This window comes from Paenibacillus sp. EKM211P (genome assembly GCF_011066175.1).
Classification (GTDB): Bacteria; Bacillota; Bacilli; order Paenibacillales; family Paenibacillaceae; genus Paenibacillus; species Paenibacillus polymyxa.
This window is the reverse complement of record NZ_JAAMNS010000001.1, coordinates 426,003-446,822: the sequence shown is the minus strand read 5'-3', so window position 1 is coordinate 446,822 and position 20,820 is coordinate 426,003. Positions and strand designations below refer to the sequence as shown.

The 20,820-nt window shown below is 49.1% G+C and carries 22 protein-coding genes; 2 read left to right on the top strand and 20 right to left on the bottom strand.

Annotated elements, in window-relative coordinates:
* Window positions 1-56 precede the first annotated feature (56 nt).
* Complete coding sequence (locus G9G57_RS02065; RefSeq protein WP_016822822.1) at window positions 57-671, bottom strand: TetR/AcrR family transcriptional regulator; 615 nt, start codon at window positions 669-671, stop codon at window positions 57-59.
* A 25-nt stretch (window positions 672-696) separates the two neighbouring features.
* Window positions 697-2,181, bottom strand: coding sequence for a phytoene desaturase family protein (locus G9G57_RS02060; protein WP_164964415.1), 1,485 nt, complete (start codon window positions 2,179-2,181; stop codon window positions 697-699).
* 309 nt (window positions 2,182-2,490) lie between these two features.
* Here G9G57_RS02060 and G9G57_RS02055 point away from each other — a divergent pair, with 309 nt between their 5' ends.
* Complete coding sequence (locus G9G57_RS02055) at window positions 2,491-3,723, top strand: PHB depolymerase family esterase (RefSeq protein WP_164964414.1); 1,233 nt, start codon at window positions 2,491-2,493, stop codon at window positions 3,721-3,723.
* 113 nt (window positions 3,724-3,836) lie between these two features.
* Here G9G57_RS02055 and G9G57_RS02050 read toward each other — a convergent pair whose 3' ends face one another.
* The 12 genes from G9G57_RS02050 to G9G57_RS01995 form a co-directional block, all read right to left on the bottom strand.
* A complete protein-coding gene (locus G9G57_RS02050; RefSeq protein WP_016822819.1) occupies window positions 3,837-3,944 on the bottom strand; it encodes a putative metal homeostasis protein in 108 nt (35 codons plus the stop codon).
* A gap of 242 nt (window positions 3,945-4,186) precedes the next feature.
* Window positions 4,187-5,062: a cysteine ABC transporter substrate-binding protein gene (locus G9G57_RS02045; protein WP_017428606.1), complete on the bottom strand. Its 876-nt coding sequence runs from the start codon at window positions 5,060-5,062 to the stop codon at window positions 4,187-4,189.
* Between the two features lie 137 nt (window positions 5,063-5,199).
* Window positions 5,200-5,955, bottom strand: coding sequence for an amino acid ABC transporter ATP-binding protein (locus G9G57_RS02040; RefSeq protein WP_107733789.1), 756 nt, complete (start codon window positions 5,953-5,955; stop codon window positions 5,200-5,202).
* A 17-nt stretch (window positions 5,956-5,972) separates the two neighbouring features.
* A complete protein-coding gene (locus G9G57_RS02035) occupies window positions 5,973-6,650 on the bottom strand; it encodes an amino acid ABC transporter permease (protein WP_016822816.1) in 678 nt (225 codons plus the stop codon).
* Window positions 6,631-7,296 (bottom strand): amino acid ABC transporter permease, encoded by a 666-nt coding sequence (locus G9G57_RS02030; protein WP_016822815.1) that lies wholly within the window; start codon window positions 7,294-7,296, stop codon window positions 6,631-6,633. Before G9G57_RS02030 ends, G9G57_RS02035 begins: the two co-directional genes overlap by 20 nt.
* Before the next feature lie 219 nt (window positions 7,297-7,515).
* Window positions 7,516-8,964: a SulP family inorganic anion transporter gene (locus G9G57_RS02025; protein ID WP_016822814.1), complete on the bottom strand. Its 1,449-nt coding sequence runs from the start codon at window positions 8,962-8,964 to the stop codon at window positions 7,516-7,518.
* A 289-nt stretch (window positions 8,965-9,253) separates the two neighbouring features.
* Window positions 9,254-9,658 (bottom strand): PIN domain-containing protein, encoded by a 405-nt coding sequence (locus G9G57_RS02020; RefSeq protein WP_019688862.1) that lies wholly within the window; start codon window positions 9,656-9,658, stop codon window positions 9,254-9,256.
* Window positions 9,659-9,898 (bottom strand): hypothetical protein, encoded by a 240-nt coding sequence (locus tag G9G57_RS02015; RefSeq protein ID WP_164964413.1) that lies wholly within the window; start codon window positions 9,896-9,898, stop codon window positions 9,659-9,661.
* Window positions 9,899-9,962: 64 nt separating this feature from the next.
* Entirely contained in the window at window positions 9,963-10,535 is a 573-nt protein-coding gene (locus tag G9G57_RS02010) for a hypothetical protein (RefSeq protein ID WP_164964412.1), read from the bottom strand.
* A 23-nt stretch (window positions 10,536-10,558) separates the two neighbouring features.
* Window positions 10,559-12,229: an ABC1 kinase family protein gene (locus G9G57_RS02005; protein WP_164964411.1), complete on the bottom strand. Its 1,671-nt coding sequence runs from the start codon at window positions 12,227-12,229 to the stop codon at window positions 10,559-10,561.
* A gap of 1 nt (window position 12,230) precedes the next feature.
* A complete protein-coding gene (locus tag G9G57_RS02000; RefSeq protein ID WP_016822808.1) occupies window positions 12,231-12,590 on the bottom strand; it encodes a phasin family protein in 360 nt (119 codons plus the stop codon).
* 103 nt (window positions 12,591-12,693) lie between these two features.
* Window positions 12,694-13,332, bottom strand: a complete 639-nt coding sequence (locus G9G57_RS01995; protein ID WP_016822807.1) for a ThuA domain-containing protein — start codon at window positions 13,330-13,332, stop codon at window positions 12,694-12,696.
* 429 nt (window positions 13,333-13,761) lie between these two features.
* Between G9G57_RS01995 and G9G57_RS01990 the strand changes: the two genes are divergently transcribed.
* On the top strand, window positions 13,762-14,211 hold the full coding sequence (locus G9G57_RS01990) for an AbrB/MazE/SpoVT family DNA-binding domain-containing protein (protein ID WP_044786202.1): 450 nt from the start codon (window positions 13,762-13,764) through the stop codon (window positions 14,209-14,211).
* A 107-nt stretch (window positions 14,212-14,318) separates the two neighbouring features.
* Here the strand turns inward: G9G57_RS01990 and G9G57_RS01985 are convergent, their stop codons facing one another.
* The 6 genes from G9G57_RS01985 to G9G57_RS01960 are packed head-to-tail and all read right to left on the bottom strand — an operon-like array spanning window position 14,319 to window position 20,777.
* Window positions 14,319-15,773, bottom strand: coding sequence for a cobyrinate a,c-diamide synthase (locus G9G57_RS01985; RefSeq protein WP_164964410.1), 1,455 nt, complete (start codon window positions 15,771-15,773; stop codon window positions 14,319-14,321).
* Window positions 15,766-16,854, bottom strand: a complete 1,089-nt coding sequence (locus tag G9G57_RS01980) for a cobalt-precorrin 5A hydrolase (RefSeq protein ID WP_107733785.1) — start codon at window positions 16,852-16,854, stop codon at window positions 15,766-15,768. Before G9G57_RS01980 ends, G9G57_RS01985 begins: the two co-directional genes overlap by 8 nt.
* A complete protein-coding gene (cobM, locus tag G9G57_RS01975; RefSeq protein ID WP_013373518.1) occupies window positions 16,847-17,641 on the bottom strand; it encodes a precorrin-4 C(11)-methyltransferase in 795 nt (264 codons plus the stop codon). The genes G9G57_RS01980 and cobM overlap by 8 nt, the downstream gene beginning before the upstream one ends.
* Entirely contained in the window at window positions 17,638-18,354 is a 717-nt protein-coding gene (gene cobI / locus G9G57_RS01970) for a precorrin-2 C(20)-methyltransferase (protein WP_019688869.1), read from the bottom strand. The genes cobM and cobI overlap by 4 nt, the downstream gene beginning before the upstream one ends.
* Window positions 18,355-18,382: 28 nt before the next feature.
* A complete protein-coding gene (gene cbiE / locus G9G57_RS01965) occupies window positions 18,383-19,639 on the bottom strand; it encodes a precorrin-6y C5,15-methyltransferase (decarboxylating) subunit CbiE (protein WP_164964409.1) in 1,257 nt (418 codons plus the stop codon).
* Window positions 19,632-20,777 (bottom strand): cobalt-precorrin-5B (C(1))-methyltransferase, encoded by a 1,146-nt coding sequence (locus tag G9G57_RS01960; protein ID WP_090888849.1) that lies wholly within the window; start codon window positions 20,775-20,777, stop codon window positions 19,632-19,634. Before G9G57_RS01960 ends, cbiE begins: the two co-directional genes overlap by 8 nt.
* Window positions 20,778-20,820 lie beyond the last annotated feature (43 nt).

The following is a 20,820-nucleotide window of genomic DNA, read 5'->3' as shown; positions in this document are numbered from 1 at the left end:
ACGTATGCAGACTTGCATGCACAGGGGGAGAAGGATAAAAAAAATAAGCCGTTTCATCAGCGGCTTATTCCCCGAATAAAAGTATCTATAGTAAATGAAATCAATTCATCATTTGATTTTGCCATAGGAAGTTCAAAATTCAGGAGCAAAGAAGTCAATCCGTGCAGCATACTCCATACGGATCTAGCCATCAGGCGCTCATCTCCTTGAATGATGCAGCCTTCCTCCATAGCGGCTTTGAGTCCGCCCTCAAGCAACTCAAACCCTTTAAAACTCCCACTGTCTATAAGGGTAACCGAGCTTACAGATTCAAGGTTGCTGATAAACAGGATGTTGTAGTATTCGGGATTAGCCATGCCAAAACGGACATAAGCATCGGACACTGTTTTCAGTGTGTCCAGAGCGTTCAGTCCGGCTGCCTGTGCTTCATCCACGCGCTGCTGGAGAGCCTTCAGGAACAAAGCATTCCCTTCTAACAGCAGTTCACGAACAACCGCTTCCTTATTGGAGAAATAATGATAAATAGTCGTTGGTGAATATTCGATCTGATCCGCAATTTTACGCATGGAGACTTCAGCATACCCTTGGTTCAAAAAGAGGGAGCGGGCGGCCTCAATGATTTTGCGGCGGATCTCACTGCTTTCACGTTCTCGGCGTTTGATATGTTTCATGAGTAGATATACTTGCCCTTTCTGCCTATCTCAATTTGGCGGCGATACGATCAGCTTCCATTATACCCGAGTTCATAGCTCCTTGAAACCCGCCCCCAGGCTGTGTCCAGGCTCCTACCAATGACAGGCGGTTCACTGCTGATTTGCGCTTCAGTCTGTTTATGCCGGACTGCCGGACCGTTTGTGCATAGCCATAAACGGCTCCGCCGGGATTAGCAGTATACCGCTGCATGGTGCGTGGTGTGCCCAACTCTGCCACCACGACTTTGCTGCTAAAACCAGGATATAGCTGTTCAAGACATTCCAGTATCTGCTGTGTTACTGCTTTCTTTTTGACTTTATATTCGGGACGTGCACTAGGCCAGTTCTCCAATCTGTCCAAAAATGTAACAGCGATGACACCCTTTCCCGCTTCATTGAGTGTAGGGTCCATGGCGTTATAATTTGTGAGCATCCAGTTGCCTTTCATATACTCGCCGCTCATCATGACTTCATAATCCGTCTCCGAATCCGGCTCGTTACACAGGATTAAGTCTTCTTCGCTGATCCCAAGCTCATGAGGCTCGCATGATAGCCCTAGGTACAGTTGAGTGAGAGACGTGCCAGTTTCCAGTCTGGTTACAGCCTCCAGCTCGCGACGGGCGGCATTGTGACTCTCCAGCAGACGGCCATAGGTATGATGGGGACTGATCCCAGACACAACCCAGTTGGCTTTATATACATCCCCTTTTTTCAGACGTACACCAGCTGCTTTACCGCGTTCAAGTATAATTTCAGATACCTGACTGCGCAGGTGAACTTCTCCTTCAGCTGATTGAATAGCTTCGACCAGCGCATTGGACAAGGCCTGTGCACCTCCCTGAATGTAGTACGTCCCCTCGAGATGATAGCCGATCCAGGGAATAAAAAAGTACAAAGCCGCCAACCGCTTCGGGGGCAGCCCATAATAGGGCCAGAGTGCAGTGAAGAACTCCGTGAATCGGTCAGACAAGCCAAACTGACTTACAGCCTCCCAGGTGGTCATTTTCGTCCAGCGGAAGAAGGTGCCTGCTTTGAACAGACCCGCCAGCTTACGCCAGGAAGTAAGGGAAGAAAAAGCGGTAAAGCCTGTCTCAAAACGGCGAATGCCCGCGAATAGCTTGTCAATGGCTGCTACCTCAGCAGGAAACATGCCTTTGAGGAGTTGCACATACTCCTGCACATCAGATGGGATATCAATGATCTGCCCTTCCCAGCGAATGGAGTAAGGGTGCTTTTTACGGAGAGGAACGATTTGCTGGTCCACATGGCAGTCCTTTAACATCTGACCGAAGCTGCCTTCTTCGAGTCCGCCGACGCCGTGCAAGGAGACATCAAAGGTATATCCCTTTCGTGTGAATTCAGTAGCAAAGCCGCCAGCCAAAGTATGACTTTCAAACACAGCTGTCCGGTAACCCAACGCAGAAAGTCTGGCTGCACAAGACAAACCACCCAGCCCAGCACCAATGACAATAACATCATATTGGTTCATGATTTCATCTCCCTTGTTAACGTCGTTATATAAGTTAACGGTGTTAAGTTAAGGAGATTATATACCATCGTATCCCGGTTGAGAAGGAAAATTTTTTATAAAAACATCCAAAATTGTAGCGCTTTCACTTGTCAGATTCCAATGAGGATGCTATCCTTCAATTGGGATTGTTACTGAAAAGGCAAAACCCGAGTACACTTGTGTACCCGGAGTTTGCCTTTTTTTGATTTGTATGAGTTCCACAGCATACAGTCAAGCATCCTGAGCATATAGTAAGCGCTTTATAAAAACGCCAAAGGAGATTATCTTATGCAAAGAAGACGTTTCGCCCTTGTTCTACTATCTTTCGTGCTCCTGCTTACGATCTTTTATCCATCCTCCAGCTCTGCCGCAGCAGCCGATGTTCCAGCACCACAGGCAACCGTGCTTACTGAGGTACAGCCTCTGGGTGAGGTTGTTACTGCCGTTGTACTGAAGTACAGCACCAATATTGACGGATCATCCCTGTCCACTTCCAGTTTTCAGGTTCAATCTGTGCTTAATGATGTATACGCAGACAGAACTGTGACTGGTGTATACACCAATGATACTGGTGCCATCACCAACCGCAGCACTTATGGCAAATATGTCGTGATCGAGCTGGATACACAGGATAAAAATGCAAGCACCCTTACTTACGATTCGACAAGCGCAGTCAATCGTATTAATCCGCTGAACTATTACATTAGCCAAAAGAAAGATATTGCAACTTCGAAGAAAACAGTCGTTCCAGCGACTGCACAGCCTGTTAAAGCAACCGATAAAGTGACACCCATCGTAGATGATTTTCAAAAAAACACTTTTGAAAATAAAGCCGGCTTCAAACTGAACTACTTTACGTTTGAGCCTAAAGTAGAACCTGGCAAAACCTATCCGCTGGTTGTGTTTCTACATGGCAACGGCGAACGTGGTGACGGAAACGGGGTTAACCTGTTAGCGAATGCCGGGGCCGTTACTTGGGCTTCTCCTGAGCAGCAAGCCAAGCACCCATCCTTCGTCATCGCTCCTCAAAGCCCGATTGACCTAGAGCATAAATTTATTTGGGCAGATGAACCGCGCAACAGTGCTGTTGCCGATTTGGTACGTGAAACGGCCCTAAAATATCCGATCGACACCAACCGCATCTATATCGTAGGTATTTCTCAAGGAGCCATGGGGACATGGAGATTGTTAGAAAAAAATCTTGATCTGTTCGCTGCGGGCGTGCCGATTGCCGGTCTGACCAACTATGAAAAAGCTGTTAACATGTATGCCCCTGTTGACCCTGCACACGTTGAAGTGTTGAAAAACGTTCCGATTTGGGCTTTCCATGCTGCAGACGATACGACAGTAAGTCCTAAGAACTCGCAAGAAATGGTCGCTGCCATTAAAGCACAGAACGGAAACCTCATTCATTTCACTGAATACGAAGCAGGGATTATCAAACCTACAGGACACTTCTCCTGGGTTCCGGCTTTACAAAATCAGGATATGATTGAATGGCTGTTTGCACAAAAGAAATAAAAAAAGGCAACTGCCTTCCTGTATACCACCATCAGGAAGGCAGGTGCAATATCAAAATGAGGAGACTAAAAATTTTGACACTGGTATTGCATTTGCAGTTAACTTGAAGCTTGTTACTTCGCGCGCTTCGCAGCTTTGATCGTTCTCAAAGCCCGTCTGCGCGTTACCTTGTTCGGACTGCTGAGCTGTCTTCTGGCAGTAGCCACATCCGTTTTAGCCATGTGTAAAGCACCATCCTATTCACTTAGGCTCATTGGGAGTCTGCGCCTAAAGACTTAAATGATAATGATAATGAGAATCATAATCATTTAAAATTATATAATGAAATATACGAGCATGCAAGAGATTTTGGGGAAGTATTATCTCGATTAAAAACTTGCGAATCTCCCTTTGCCCATATGAAAGAAGCGTCGGGACAGCAAGCCCAACGCTTTTTTATACTTAATAGCAATTTATACGATGATTAATTAACCTTGCCGCCCTCCACAACCAATTGATCCGTAAAGCCTTCTCCGTAAACGGAGGTCAGTGTGTCCTTATAGGCTTGATGGACAAAATTTTCTTTACCCAACGTAGCCAGTTCGTTGTTGATCCAATCCAACAGTTCCTTATTTCCCTTCGCTACTGCAGGGGCAATCGTATCTTGACCACCGAAGGCTGGAATGCTTACGGTAAAGCCGGGATTGGCCTTGGCCCAAGCGATCAGCTCTGTATTATCGTTCGCAATGGCGGCACCGCGTTTGTCTTTGAGAGCCGAGAAGATTTCGGTGTATTGATCGAATTTGAGCAGCTTGATGTCAGGATAATTTTTCGTAAAATAGGTCTCTGCTGTCGTTCCCTTGGCAACAATCAGCTTTTGATCCGAGCCCTTCAATTGGTCAATCGTGGTGATGGGAGCACTGTCGGGTGACACAATGCCAAAGGATAATTTCATGTACGGGTTAGCAAAATCGACTTTTTCTTTACGTTCATCGGTCACAGTAAAGTTAGCCATGATGATATCTACCTTGTTGGATTCCAAATAGGCAACCCGGCTGGCGGCATCCACCAGAACGAACTCCACCTTCGACTCGTCGCCCAAGAGGTCTTTGGCAAACCGTTTCGCAATATACACATCAAAGCCTTGATTTTTCCCTTCTGAATCTACGTAGCCAAAAGGCGGCTTATCCGCAAATACACCGATTCGAATCTTGCCATTCTTTTTAATGTCCTCAATTGAAGCAAATTTAGCCGAGCCTGAACTACCGTTGGTATTGCCAGCCCCTGCACATCCTGCCAAGCCGACAATCAGCAAGCTCAAAGCCAGTAATAACGTTGTGAACTTCATTCCTTTTCTCATCTGTATTCATCCCCTTATTTGTCAGCATTTTGCATCATTCGGTTTCTTTCGCTTCTGGGTGCAATATAGAGACCAATAGAAACATTTCAATCTCTATATTGTGATTGGAAGTCGCTCATGGGATTGATGCAAAATGCTCATATCGTTTCGTACTGAAATATATCCAGAAAGTGCTGGGCACGCTCTGTTTCCGGTTGGGTAAAAAATTGCTGTGGTGTAGTCATTTCACATATCTGTCCTTGATCCATAAAAACGATACGATCTCCTACCGACTTGGCAAACCCCATCTCATGCGTCACGATAATCATCGTCATGCCCTGTTGGGCCAGCTCACGCATGACATCCAGCACCTCTCTGACCATTTCCGGGTCCAAGGATGCGGTGACCTCATCAAAAAGCATAATTTCAGGATTCATACACAGGGCGCGCACAATCGCAATCCGTTGCTTTTGCCCGCCTGATAATTGTCGCGGATACGCATCCTTGCGATCCAGCAGACCGACTCGCTCCAAGAGCTGCTCCGCTTGCGCAAGCGCCTCCTGCTTGTTTCGCCGCTGAACTTTAAGCGGGCCAAGCAATATATTTTCCAAGACGGTCATATGCGGAAACAGCTCATAGTTTTGGAACACCATTCCGATATGCTGCCGCACCTCACGCCAATTCACTTTTGTATCTGTCAAATCCTGTCCTCTATAACGGATATCTCCGCCCTGGACTGGCTCCAGACCATTGAGGCACCGAAGAAGCGTGCTTTTTCCACATCCCGAAGGACCGAGAATGACCACGACTTCCCCTTTCCTTACGTCCAGACTAATCTGCTGCAGCACTTTTCGGTCGCCGAAGCTTTTGTCCAGCCCTCGAATTTCCAATAAAACCTCCACAGCCTCTTCCATGACACCACCCCATCCTGCTAATTTTGCCATCTGCGTTCAAATCTTTTGGAAAGTCTGGATAACGGATAACATACGAGAAAATACAATATAAAAATAAAGCCATACACCCAAAAGGATGCCGAAGGCGCTTTGATTACACCAAGCTCAATAATCTGCTGCCCAACCTTGACCACTTCCACTACACCGATCAGTACCACGAGTGACGTGGTTTTGATCATCCGTGTCGCCAGATTAATAGAACCCGGAAGCATTCGGCGCACCGCTTGGGGAATGAGCACATGACGGTATAATTGCCAATAGGTTAGCCCTAATGCCTGCCCGGATTCCACCTGATGCTTAGGCAGTGATTCCAGCGCACCACGTACGATGTCACCAATCTCGGCTGCTCCCCACAGACTGAATACGATAACGGCCGTTAGTTCCCCGCTGATATTCACATTCAGCAAAGGCGTAAATCCAAAATACACGACATACAACCACACTAAAATCGGAATAATGCGAAATGTCTCCAAATAAAATCTCAGCACAAATCGAATCGGTCTTGATTGTAAAGTGCGGAGCAGACCCATCAAAATGCCTAGCAGCGTACCGATAATAATGGAGAGTAATGCAATTTCCAGCGTAACGAGCAATCCCCCTAACAGACGCTCAAAATTCGAACCCTCAAAAAGCACATTAATCCCCGAACTCAGCATATCGCACCTTCCTTTCCACCCACGTCAGCAGCATCGACAAAGGTAAAAGCAGAACGAGATATGCCAATACCAGCAGAATCAACGATTCTGTCGTTTTGTAGTACATACCGATCAGGTCCTTTGCCACATTCATCAGATCTAGTAAAGCAATGGCACCCACAATGGAAGTCTCCTTGAGAAGAAAAATTGCATTGGCTCCCAAAGACGGAATACTGATGGCAAATGCCTGCGGCAAAATAACATATCTCGCCAGTTGTATCTTGGACAGTCCGAGACTCAGCCCGGATTCCGTTTGGGTTTTACTCACGGCTTCGATTCCACCACGGAACGCCTCAGCCATATAGCCCCCGCCCAAAAAGGTCATGCCCACAATGGCACATGTCATTTCGCTCATATGCAGACCTATTTTGGTAAACCCGTAGTACAGAAAATATAACTGTACAAGCAGCGGCGTATTTCGGGAAAGCTCGATATAGGCTACAATAATTCCACTAATTCCTCTCACCCTGTAATACAGCACTATGCTACACAGCAAACCGACGACTAATGAAAACAGAATAGCAAAAAAGGCAATCTTCAACGTCAGCCACATGGCTTCTCCATATAGCGGCAAGCTTTCTACAATAAACTCCCAGTCTAAGTTCATATGTACATACCTTTCAATTTTCAATTATTCCTATGTATTTGCTATGCTTAATAACAATGATTGTATTCCTGCCCATTTATTACGTCAATACTTTGCTGAAAATTTGTCATATTTATCTATGATTAAGAAAGAAAACTGTTATTTCATTTCAGAAATAAATAAAAAAAGCCCAAAATGGATGAATTCCATTTTAGGCTTTGCTTTATGCTATACGATTCATCACACGATCGGCTCTGTAACTACAGGACCACCGAGCTTTTCTACAATTAAACGACTTTCCTCATTTAACCCTTGTAAGGTAATAGATTTACCTGCGTTTCTGTATTTTTGCAGCACCTTGCCAATGGCAGTAACCGCCGAGTGATCCCACACATGTGAATGGCTAAAGTCCACTACAACGCGCTCCGGATCATCCGAAGGTTCAAAATGATCGACAAAATGAGTCGTTGAGGCGAAAAACATCGGCCCTCTGACATGGTACACCTTTGCTTCCTGATCCTCAGTCGCACTGATACGGATTTTAGCCATTTTCCAGCCAAAATGCAGGGCACTCAACAGTACGCCTACGATCACGCCCTTGGACAAATCGTTCGTGGCCACCACGATGATGACCGTGACCACCATAATAAACGTATCTGCTTTGGGAACCTTGGCGATGTTTCGGAGCGACTTCCAATCCACGGTTCCGATACACACCATGAACATGACTCCCACCAATGCGCCCATAGGTACTTCCTTTACAACACCGCCAAGCACAAGCAGCAGAAAAGCCAAGAACACCCCCGCCGTGAAAGTGGACAGTCGTCCTCTTCCGCCTGAGCTTACATTAATGACGGATTGTCCGATCATGGCACAGCCACCCATACCCCCAAAAAAGCCATTTACAAAGTTGGCAATCCCTTGCCCACGGGCTTCCCGGTTTTTATTGCTTTTCGTTTCGGTCATTTCATCCAAAATACTGGCTGTCAGCAGTGATTCCAGCAGTCCAACCAGCGCCATCGTAAAGGAATATGGCAGCAATATCCGCAACGTGTGCCACGACCACTCAATTTGCGGCAAATGGAATGAAGGCAGCGAGCTGGTCAGCGTACCGATATCCCCTACCGTTTTGACATTCAATCCAAAAACATACGTAATGATCGTCATGATGATGATTGCTGTCAACGGGGCGGGAATGCTTTTCACAAATCTCGGTAAAATATACACAATGAGCAATGTCCCCGCTACCATCGCGTACATGATCCAATTGGCTCCATGAAAGTGGGTTAGCTGTGCCATAAAGACGAGGATCGCCAGCGCATTCACAAACCCGGTCATGACCGGCTGTGAAATAAAGCTAATAAAGCGACCAATTCTCAAAACACCCAGCAGTACCTGAATGATCCCAGCCAAAATAGTAGCTGCAAACAAATACTCCACGCCATAATCTTTGACCAAACCAACAACCACTACAGCTACAGCCCCGGTTGCTGCCGAGATCATCGCCGGACGTCCACCTGCAAAAGAAATGACAATCGCCATCGAGATGGAGGCATACAGTCCGACCATAGGGTTGACACCTGCAATGATGGAGAAGGCAATCGCCTCTGGTATCAATGCCAGCGCCACGGTCATGCCCGCAAGTATATCAGCCCGGATATTACCGAACCATTGTTGTCTAAGATTCATACTGTTTCGTTCCAGCCTCCTATATTCACAGAGAACAGCATTTTGACCCGCAACCCGATCTTGCTTTGGGCATCCGTCCAGCGGTCAAACACTAAGGCTCTCCTATCATTCAGCTCGTCTCTCTCAAACGAACCCCTTCCGTTACATCCAGTCCATCATTATAACGCAAGGGATTCGCAGAGACGAATGAGTTAAAAGGCTGTTTACAGAATGAAAACGTCTATTTACTTGAAATATCGCCCGTTTTCTTTATCTAATTCGTTTTCTTATATTTAAAATTTTCGTAATTCTAAGATTCCAACCTACTAAAGTTTATCACCTTAACTTCATACTCTGATTCTGCGAACTGTAGATCCTGATCCGCCGTAACCAATACCAATTGGTTTATAATAGCTGTCGCAAGAATCAGAGCATCTGGGGTCTTAAGCCTTCTTGCAAACTTATCCTTTTGCTCTCTTCTGATACGACCCGCTTTAATTGCGATCTCTGAATTAACTTCAATAAATTCCCCGCCAAGAAAAGGTATCGAGCCTAAGTCTGTTTCAGTGGACAATCCAGCTATAAACTCGGACTGAGTTATAACAGAAAAGAAAATATTCTCTTTATCTTTCTCTGCTTGTTGTATTACTTTATCCAAGGATGTATCAAGTCTATGAAGGGCAATAGCTGCATTCGTATCAAATAAATACCCCATCTAATCCCAATCCTCCCTGGATTGCTTAACACTCTCCTCGATCTCAAGCAACTGTTCCTTGCTCAGGCTACCTCGGGAATTCAGAACAGCTTGCAACCCTTTGGGTAACGGAGACTCTAAATCAATGACCTCCATTTCCCCTTGTTTGTTCTCAATAGTAACTTTTGATGGTTCAAACCCAATATCACGAAGGAGACTTAGGAGACGTATTCGATGTATATCCGTTAATTTTTTTGCCACTAAAATCACTCCTTAGCAAAAGATTAGTTTCCGATCATAGCTTGTTTGATTCGTTTTCTTATATTTAAAATTTTCGTAATTGCTGCACAAGCTCTGATAGGGATTCAGCAATCTCTGAGTCCGCATAGCGCTGGAGCAAACTCTCAAAATCAGGCAGCGCTTGCTTTAGTAACCGACAGCTATAGACATAATAGCTCCAAAAAGCTACCGGATCATAGCCACGTGCTTCTTCCTCTTCCCACTCCACTTCATCATCTTCTGGAGCGCTGTCTACCGGCCATAAATATTTTTCTTCTAGCAGCATAGTCAAGGATTCTACAGACTTCTGTGAGTCTGCTTGTAGATTTTCCATGTCCAATGCTTGAACAACCGTATGGTACAAATCCAACTCACTCAGCGTGATATCCTCCGGGCTTCTGGCATGCATATTCCGCAATAAGAATAGTAGCGCCCATGGGGTAACCTGCCACAATGTACCTTGATGCTCTATCAGATCAGCGATGGCTGCATACTCCCTATTGGATATCAAATGCGGCAATTCCGTGCCCCTACCATAAGGAGTAGTCAGGCGAAGCCACGGTACATCTGTAATTTGAAGAGTATTCATTGAGACAGTGTTTATCTTATGAGTGTCCATGACGCCTCCTTTGTTGTCGATATCTAGAATCTTCCTGATTTAAAAATAGAATATAGTAAAAAGGCAACCATCAAGAGCGCTACAACAAAACCAATTTCAATCGCAGGTACGTTCCACAGCATGGTCGCCTGATGATTTAGTGATGAACCGATAATCAGCCCGACCATAATAATGCTGAATGCTAACAGCACAATACTGAATGACAGGCGATTGCTGATCTGATCCAGCTTGCGCAAAAGCTGTTCCAGCTCTGGTACAGTAACTTCCAGTTTAAGCTTACCCTTGCTGATAATTGAGGCCAGATGCCTCGTCTGTCTCGGCAATTCCATCAGCGTCTCCATCAGCTCGGTTGCACTCCCCAACAGCTTGCCCCGAATACGGCGGCCGCTGAAGCGTTCCTTCAGCAGCTTATTGCCAAAAGGCTCGGCCAAAGCAATAATGCTGAGATCAGGGTCCAGATGCTCTACGACCCCTTCCAGTGTCAGCAGCGCCTTGCCCAGCAGCAGAACGTCTGACGGCAAACCAATCCGATGGCGCTGTGCTGCGCCAAACAGGTCGTTCAAGGCATCGCCAATGCTGACCTGTGAGAAAGGAACGTCCGCGTAATCTTCGCGTATTTTGTCCAGATCGGCTCGCAGTGCATTCAGGTCAGTATCCGGTTCGACCAGCCCTAGTCGTTCGATGGCGCGAACCATAGCATCGGTATTTTTGCGCATCAGGGCGATCATGAGAGAAGCGAGATGATTCTTCATTTCTTCGCTTAGCCTTCCCGCCATGCCAAAGTCCAGATAAGCGAGGCTTCCATTATTCAGGATGAGCAAATTCCCCGGATGGGGATCGGCATGAAAAAAGCCCTCTATAAAAATTTGATGCAGCATGCTGTTGACCAGCCGCTGCGCCAGTTCTTTCAAGTTATAACCACGGCGCAATAACTCTTCACGACTCCCTAAGTGAGTTCCGTCCAGAAACTCCATGGTCAATATACGTGAGGAAGTATGGTCCCAGTATATTCTCGGAATATAGATATGTGGGTCCTGCTCAAACTGGAGCGCAATCTTTTCCGTGTTACGAGCTTCATGGTTGTAATCCAGCTCCTGAATGAGCGATCTCCCCAGCTCTTCCACCATCTGGCGAAGCTGATAACGCTCCACCCATTCCCAGCGCTTGGCTGCCATTGCGGTCAGTTCCCGTAAAATGTCCAAATCCCGCCGAATGATGCGATTAACGCCTGGACGCTGGATTTTAATCGCGACCATCTCGCCGCTGTGCAGCTTGCCCAGATGCACTTGCCCGATCGAAGCAGCCGCCAGCGGATCATCGTCAAAACGAACCAGTATGTCCTCTAATGACGTATCCAGCTCCTGTTCCAGAATGCCACGCGCCGTGTCAGGCGAAAAAGGCGGTACCTGATCCTGGAGCTTAACCAGTTCGCGAATAATAGGCTCTGGCAGCAGGTCAGCACGTGTACTTGCCAACTGTCCAAGCTTGATGAATGCAGGCCCCAGGTCCTCCAGCACAAGCCGAATCCGTTCACCTAAGGTTTTGGACTCGGGGGTTTCTCTCGTTAGCCACTTGCGGGGCAGGGATAGCAGCTGGAACAGTCCCATTTCTTCCACCATATAGCCAAAGCCATGACGCGCCAGCGCCATGGCAATTTCCCGGTAACGACCGGCGTGCTTCATGCGAACGGCCATTTTAATCCAACCGGTTCGCTTCTTCAGCGTCACTCGAACCCGTAAGCGCCGCCTTTTCTTTTTCCAGCTCCGCTACCTTTTTTTCCAACAATGCCACACGCTGCTCCAAACTTGTGACATCATTTTCGGTAGGTACTTCCAGCTCCTGCAAAATGCGGCTAACCTGCTCGCGGATCATGGTTTTGAATTGTCCCTGCTCCTCTGCTCCCCGTTCGATCAGACGATCGACCAGCGCTTTGGATTCCGAGGGCGCAAGTTCTCCACGGTTTACAAGATCCTCGACGGCTTTCTCCACCTTTTCTTTGCTGACAACGGTGAGGCCCCACCCCAATGAGATGGCTTTTTTGAACAAATCGCTCATAATATATCCTCCCCTACCTGTGATTACCTATAGTATAACCTGAAAAGGGGAGCCGCATAAAGTTCGCAGCTCCCCCCACAATGGTTGGAATGAATGATTATACTTAACCTGGAAAGCGTCCGGCCCACTTAGCAGCCTGAAGCAGTAGCTTACGGTATCCCTCGTGCTGGAAACTTGGCTGATTATGTCCAGGCATCAGGTAGACGACTCTGCCCAAGCCATAGGACAATGACCATGCAGCTGGCCACCACTGACCTTCATACTCGTATTCCATCAACAGTGTTTTTTCAGTGAATGGATCAAAATCAAAACGATACGGCTCCTCCTGAATCTCAAACGGCTCGATCCCTTCCATAATCGGATGATCCGGCTCTGTTACCTTGAAGGAAAGCTGCTCCGCTGACGGATGCCGCAGGAAACGCGCTCCCATGAGCTGTGCAATTTCATAACGTCCTTGCAATGTGATTCCGTTATGCAGCACAAGCAGTCCACCTCCGCCGCTGACGTAGGACAGCAGTCCTGCTGTTTGTTGAGGAGACAGAACCTCCTTACGGCTATCACAATACGAGATGCATAGATCGAATGAGGCTAGATTTTCCTTGAGCAGCATTTTACGATTCTCACTGCATTGAACCGTCATCCAATCTTGTAAAATATGACTAATCTCTTCGTCCACCCCTTGTAGCGGGTGAAACTCCGGATATGAATAATCTCCTAGCAGCAATGCTTTTCTTTTTTCCATCATAAATCCTCCTTGCCTGACTTGTATATAAGGACTTTAAAGGCGGGTCCCGTGCCAACGGTCTCTTGTTTGTGGGGTCAAAAAGCTCTAAAAAATTCCTTTGGCCCTCATCTTTTTCCCATAACACCGCCATCGTTGTCCAAGCTACGGCATATATAAATAATTCTACAGACGGCCTATTAAATCCTTTAGCAGAAGATTATAGCATATATGTTCGCTCGGAATAAACTAATTATAAATTTATAAACATGAACGCTGGCGATTCCGCCCGTTTATGGTATACTCGTAAGAAAAAAAGTGCGTCCATGCTCTATTAGCAATGAGGGGCCGCTTTTCGTAAGAAATCTATGCTTGCGGTTATAGAATTGATAAGAATTGCCTCAAAGCTTATACATTCTATAAATCTTAAAACACGGGGAGGTTGCATGAATGAAAAGGACTGGAATGACCCGGCCCTTGGACAGCTTGGGACGAATTGTGCTTCCTAAAGAGTTGCGCATGACGATGGAGATTGACATCGGCGATCCATTAGAGTTTTTTATTGAAGGCCAAACACTCATGCTCCGTAAGTACAAATCAACTAATTGTATATTTTGCGGTTCGGTTGATACCAACACCTATTTTAAAGATCAGTTTATCTGCGATGCATGTACCACCTCGATGAAAACGGAAGATTTGCTTCCGGTCACAGCGACTGAAACCCAGTCACCTCCACTGAAGCAAAACATGCATATGAAAAAGATTTATCAGCGCACGGATGTTATTTTGGAGAAAATGAGAGAGCTTATGGAAGAACATCCGGCATCTTCACAAAAACAACTCGCTTCCATGCTTGGCGTGAGTCAGGGAAGGATTTCCCAACTGAAAAAGCTCATGTAGGCGAATCGCCCAAAAAAACAATGTATACGCTTCCATGTTATGTAAGATTTAATTTTCTTTATATTTAGAACAGCCGGATCCTTATAGGGACCCGGCTTTTTTGTGTTTTAGTCGTAAGCTCGGCATTTTTCAACCCAGCGTGCTGCTGCCTTGGGTAGAGAAGCGAGATGGATGTGTGTGTAGGCTGCCAAGAGGTTCCCTTTGGCATAACCTTCACTCTGGAGTCCGCGCATCCCCTTGGTTTGATAGGCAAAGGGATAGGGGGCGGCAGATTCATCATAGCTCATGACCGAATAATGAAATTCATGTCCCCGAATCGTCTCTCCAGCCTCCAGCAGCAAGCAATCATGCAATGCGGTTGCTTCCCGGTATCCCAATGCAGCCCGCTTCTCCTGCATGCGAACATCCGAAGGGATCACCCCGGCCATGCGATAGGCGTGACCCGCCCAATCCGTAAGTGTCCGGGCCAGTACCATATAACCACCGCACTCGGCGAATACAGGCATATCCCGGCTCACGGCGGTGCGGATATCTTCCAGAAAGCCCGTATTGGCAGCGATATCTGCCGCAAACTCCTCGGGAAAGCCGCCGCCCAGATATAGGCCGTTGGCGTGCTCAGGGACGCGTTCTCCCGCCAGCGGACTAAAATAGACAATCTCTGCTCCCGCAAGGCGCAGCAAATCCATATTTTCGGGGTAATAGAAATTGAACGCCGCATCTCTGGCGACAGCAATGATGGGACGTTCCCCAGTCTCGACTTCATGTCCTGCTGTGGGAGGCTGATCTGGAGGAAATAATGGGTGCTCGGGCAGACTGAGCGGCGAAGCCGAATCCGCCAATGCCCGGAGTGCATCCAGATCCGTACCCGCGCGAATCAGCTCTGCCGCCCGTTGGAAGAGCGGCTCCAGCTCGCCGCGTTCTACAGCAGGCACCAGGCCCAGATGACGCTCGGGAATATCCAATCCGTCATCGCGCTTTAACCAGCCGAGCACAGGGATGCCGCATTCCTGCTCGATTGCCCTTTTGACAATGCCGTAATGCCCTTGGCTACCGCAGCGATTCACGATTACGCCCGCAATGCGCAGCTTGGGCTCCAAGCGCTGAAAGCCGAGCACAATAGCGGCCGCACTGCGTGCCATGCTGCGTACATCGACGACCAGCAATACCGGGCTATCCGTCAGCATGGCGATTTCGGCGGTCGAGCCAATATTGCTGAGCGGGTCCTTGCCGTCATATAGCCCCATGACGCCTTCGATCACGGAGATATCTGCGCCTTCGGATGCGCGGATAAAAGTTTCACGCACCGTATCCGGCGAGGTCATCCAGGAATCGAGATTACGGGAAGGCGTTCCGGTCGCGGCCGTATGATAGGTCGGATCAATATAATCCGGACCGCACTTAAATCCCTGCACTCGCAGGCCGCTGTCGGCGAACGCCTTCATCAGCCCGAGAGTCACAGTCGTTTTGCCCGCGCCGCTGCCCGTACCGGCGACAACGATACGACTTCTGCGTGCCGTGGCAGACGAGTCTGGCTGTATAGCCTGCTTCATATCGTCAGTCATAGGAAACCCGCGCTACAGACAACGTCATATTTCCGCTTTTTTTCTTCTCCAGCAGCCATTGGTCCGCACCGGAAGACAACAGGGCTGATGGTTCGCTGACCCCATAGGCGCCAGTGTATTTGAAGACAGTTTCCGATGGATTGGGAAGCTGCACCGTGTTCAGCTCTGACGGAGTGTACGTCACCAGCTCCCAGCCGTATTTGGCGCAGAGGGCGAGCAAGCCCTCTTCATCCTTTTTCAGATCAATCGTAGCAATATTCCGTACGCTTTTTACAGACAAACGCAGCTCTTGCAAGGTGTTCAGCACCCCAGCTTCCAGCTCCTCCAATGCAGTTCCCCGATTGCAGCCAATGCCAAGCACCAAGCTTTTAGGACGATACAGCACGCCATTAGAAAGAAACCTCTCCTCTTCCTCAGGCTCCAACAAACGGTCACTTACGACCAACGCGGCGTTGAACGGTTCTTGTGCCGCTTCCGCCATTGAGGCATATACCTTGATATGTGCAGGTACTGGCTTGTCATAACGCCACCAGTTCCGTTCGCCTGTCTCTTGTATGAGTACAACGGGCTCCTCGTTCACAACAGCGGCGCTCACAGGCGTGGCCTTGTCGAAGCTATCGACCACCCAACCCAATTCCCGACCCAACATATCCACTGGAATCGTGCCCTGCACGTCCGATGCAGTCGTGATTACCGCACGTGCCCCCAGTACAGCGGCTACATGACGGGTCAATTCATTTGCGCCGCCCAAATGCCCAGACAGTACGCTAATGACATGTTCTCCGCGATCATCAATGACGACCACGGCTGGGTCTACCTTTTTATCCACCAAAATCGGTGCAATCATACGAACCACCGCACCGAGGGAAATAAATAAAATAATACCGTTATATTGTTTGAATAAATCCGGCAAAATCAGTTTGACCGAACCTTCGAACAATTGAATGCCACGCTCCTGCTCGTCTCCACGCTCAAACTTGGACATGTAATACACATCCGTACCCGGAAAGCTGGCTCCCAAATTGCGGACCATCTCGACTCCATGCTTCGTGATCGCCACAGCGGCAAATGGATTACTCACCAGGCTTCACTCCCTTTCGGTAGCCGTGGGTGAACGACTTGTCATATAACTTGGAACGATGTGCGTCCTTGTCCACCAGCCCCGGGTCGAGCGCCCAGCCTGCCAAAATCATGGCATGCATCGTAATGCCTGCTGCACGCAGATCGGCTGGCAATTGGGCAAGCGTCGTGCGCACGATTTTTTGGTCTGGCCAAGTTGCGCGCTGCACAACGGCTACAGGCGTGTCTTCGCTCCAGCCAGCCGCCAAAAATTCAACGACTACCTTCTTCGCCAGCGTTGCACTGAGGAACAGCGCCACTGTACAGTGATGGGATGCCAGATCACGCAGCTTTTCACGATCCGGTACAGGTGTACGGCCTTCGGCACGCGTCAGAATGACCGTCTGCGTCAAGTCAGGCACGGTTAGCTCTGCACCCAGCACGGCCGCAGAAGCAAAGACCGAGCTGACGCCCGGTACGATTTCGTAGGCTACGCCGCGCTGCTTCAGCAGCACCATTTGCTCCAAAATCGCACCGTATACTGCCGGATCACCTGTATGTACACGGGCTACACTGCGCCCAGCCTGCACAGCCTCGCTCATAATCTCGACCTGCCGCTCCAAATCCATGCCTGAGCTTTGAAGCACTTGCGCCTCGGGCTTAGCCGTAGCAATCAGCTCATCGTTCACTAGTGAATCCGTGTACAACACCACATCTGCCGTACGTAGAATCCGGGAGCCTTTGACCGTAATCAACTCCGGGTCACCAGGGCCTGCTCCTACGATATATACCTTTGGCTCCAACGTCATTTGCTCACCACCATTAAACTCAAATATTCAAGCTCCTGTCCGCGCAGCTCACGGGCGTTGTGCCATACCATTTCATAAGGAGACGTGACTTTGGTAATGACAGAGGCACGATCGCCAAGATTGAGCTCGTCCAGCACATCCAAAATCAAATCCAGTACCTTGGCAACCTTGATAAATACGACTGTATCGTGATTCTCAATCGCCCGCTTCATCGCTGCCCGATCCTCCGTAGCCGGAATAATACCTACCTGTTGGTCTCCGTCTGCCAAAGGCAATTCCAGCGCTGCCGCTGCTCCCAATACAGAAGAGATGCCTGGAATAGATACAATCGGCACCTCGGGATGAAGATCCTTCATCAGACGCGCCAAGTGAATAAAGGTACTGTACAGATTAGGGTCTCCCTCTGTGACAAAGGCTACATCCTTTCCTTGACTCAGAGCTTCCCAGCAAGCAACTACCGTTTTGTTCCACTCCCGCTCCAGTACAACCGGGTCTTTGGTCATTGGAAAAATGAGTCCCAACATCTCCTTTTCCTCCGGGTTAACGTATAATTCCACAATCTCGTGAGCATACGATTTGCCTCCCCGGCGCTTCTTCGGATATGCCACAACTTCACATTCCTGAATCATCCGGTACGCCTTGACCGTGATCAGCTCGGGATCACCCGGCCCCACGCCTACGCCATAAAGTGTTCCTACTGCCGCCGTATTCATGCTGTCTCTCCCCCTCTTGATTTACCAGCTACTCCCCTGCTGCTCCGTCAGCCACGTCTACCGGCGGCTGCCCTGTAATAACATATATCGGATTGAGTCCGTCAAAACGAGTCATATTCAAAATCGGCTTGCTACGCGCTGTTTGCAGTAACGTCACCGAGGTTTCGAGTCCTACGGCTTGCATCGCCTTCATACCGTCATGCAGCGTCTCAATGGTTGCAGCATTCACTACAATTCGCCCATCCTTACGCAGACGGGAAGCGCACAGACGAATCAGTTCTACCAGTTCTCCTCCACTCCCGCCGATAAACACGGCATCCGGGTCTGGCAGCTCGTCCAATCCGGCAGGCGCTTTGGCATGGATCACTGGAAAATCAGTGCGGAATTTGACCTTGTTCGCTTCCACATTGGCCAGATCGCCTTCATTCTTCTCAATGGCAAACACTTGCCCGTACTTGGCCAGCCGCGCACATTCCACAGCTACAGAACCGGAGCCTGCGCCGATGTCCCATACGATGCTTCGCTCGGTCAATCGCAGCTCGGACAAGCTAAATACGCGCACTTCACGCTTCGTGATCAGCCCTTTTTCCGGCTTGCGCTGGTGAAATTCCGCATCCTCGAAGCCAAATCCCCGGCGAATTGCCGGCACGTCTTCTCCCTTACGGCGGCGCAAAACAACCACGTTCAGGGGTTGGAAGGTTCCCTGCGCCATCTCTTCCAGCGTATAATGCCGATACGTCTCATCTGGTCCTCCCAAATGCTCGCCGACAAAGGCATCATATTCCGTCATGCCAAAATGCAACAGATAAGCGGCAACCGCGGCGGGATGATTGCGGTCATCCGTCAGCAGCGCGATCTTGTTCTGTCCATCGATCCGCTGCGCCAGTCCGGTCATCGGACGACCATGTACACTTTCCAGCACCGCATCCTGCCAGCTTTCACCAAGACGCGCAAATGCCAGTTGAACCGAGCTGAGATGGGGTAAAATATCCAGGTGCTCAGCCCCCAGCTTGGCAGACAAATAGCCTGCAATTCCAAAAAAAAGCGGATCGCCTGACGCAAGCACGACAATATCCTTGTGCTCACGCAACCGTCCCAATTCTTCCACCACGGCGGATAAGCCGCTCTTTAATGTTCGTTTTTCTCCTGCGGCTGCCTCGAAAAAGGCTAGCTGGCGCTCACCACCAACCAGCAGGTCGGCACGCTCGATTTGTTCCAGCGTCTCCTGCGACAGACCTGCCGCTCCATTTTCACCGATACCAATGACACGAATTACTCTACTCACCGACTCTCGCCCTCCCCAGCACGTTCCCTTTCAGCGTTACCAGTACCATTTCCACGGTGATTCCACCACCTGCATGCTCCAGACAATGCTGACACCCATAGGTACATAACTTTTCAAAAAAGCTCAGCGCATTCGCTTCGGTCATCATATCCGCCACCTGCGTAGCTGTATTCGCCTCAGCTACTGCTGTTGCAAGCGACTCATCCACACCTGCCTCACGCGCAACCTGGGCCAAAAATCCAAAATCCACCGGAGCGCTCTTGGAATGAACCATCATGACGCCCTGAGCAACCTTCGACAGCTTGCCGGGCATACCGACGAGAATAATCTTTTTCATTCCCAATCGTTTGCCATGCTTGACTGCAAAGCCGACAAAGTCGCCCATCTGAATAAAGGCTTCTTCCGTCAGCTGATCATACATTTGCATTGCATATTTTTCACTGCTGCCGCCTGTGGTCAGGACAATTTCCTCGCAGTTCATCGCTTGTGCGACCGATATAGCCTGCACCACGCTGGCTTTATAAGCAGACGTGGAGAACGGAACGACTACACCGCGTGTGCCCAGTATGGAAATACCGCCAAGAATGCCAAGTCGCCCGTTCAGCGTTTTCTTGGCGATTTCCTCGCCGTCCGGCACACTGATGACGACACGGACACCCTTGGCCGATCCGTGCTCCTCAAGCACGCCAGATACGGCCTCCGTAATCATCCGGCGCGGCACCGGATTGATCGCGGCTTGCCCGACAGGCACAGGCAGACCGGGCTTCGTTACCCGCCCGACGCCGACGCCGCCGTCCAGCTCAATGCCCGGCTCCTCGCGCCAGCTAACAGAGGCGCTAATTCTCGCCTGATGCGTGGCATCCGGGTCATCGCCTCCGTCCTTGATCGTCGTGCAGGAAGCTTCGTCCGCATCCAACACAGGCTCGATCAGTTCAAATGCATGATCGAAGCCCGCGGGCAGCGATATCACCGCTTCCTTCGGCGCTATGCCCGTAATGAGCAGTTGTACCGCTCCTTTGGCTACTGCAGCCGCACAGGCCCCCGTCGTAAAGCCTGACCGCATCGGCTTGTCCGGCGCGGGAGCTTCACCACTTTTCATCCGTTTGGGCCTGTCGGCGGACGCCGCTTCCTTTTCCATGCCAATTCCTCCTTAACCTCTTCTGCTGATCATGCTCTAATTC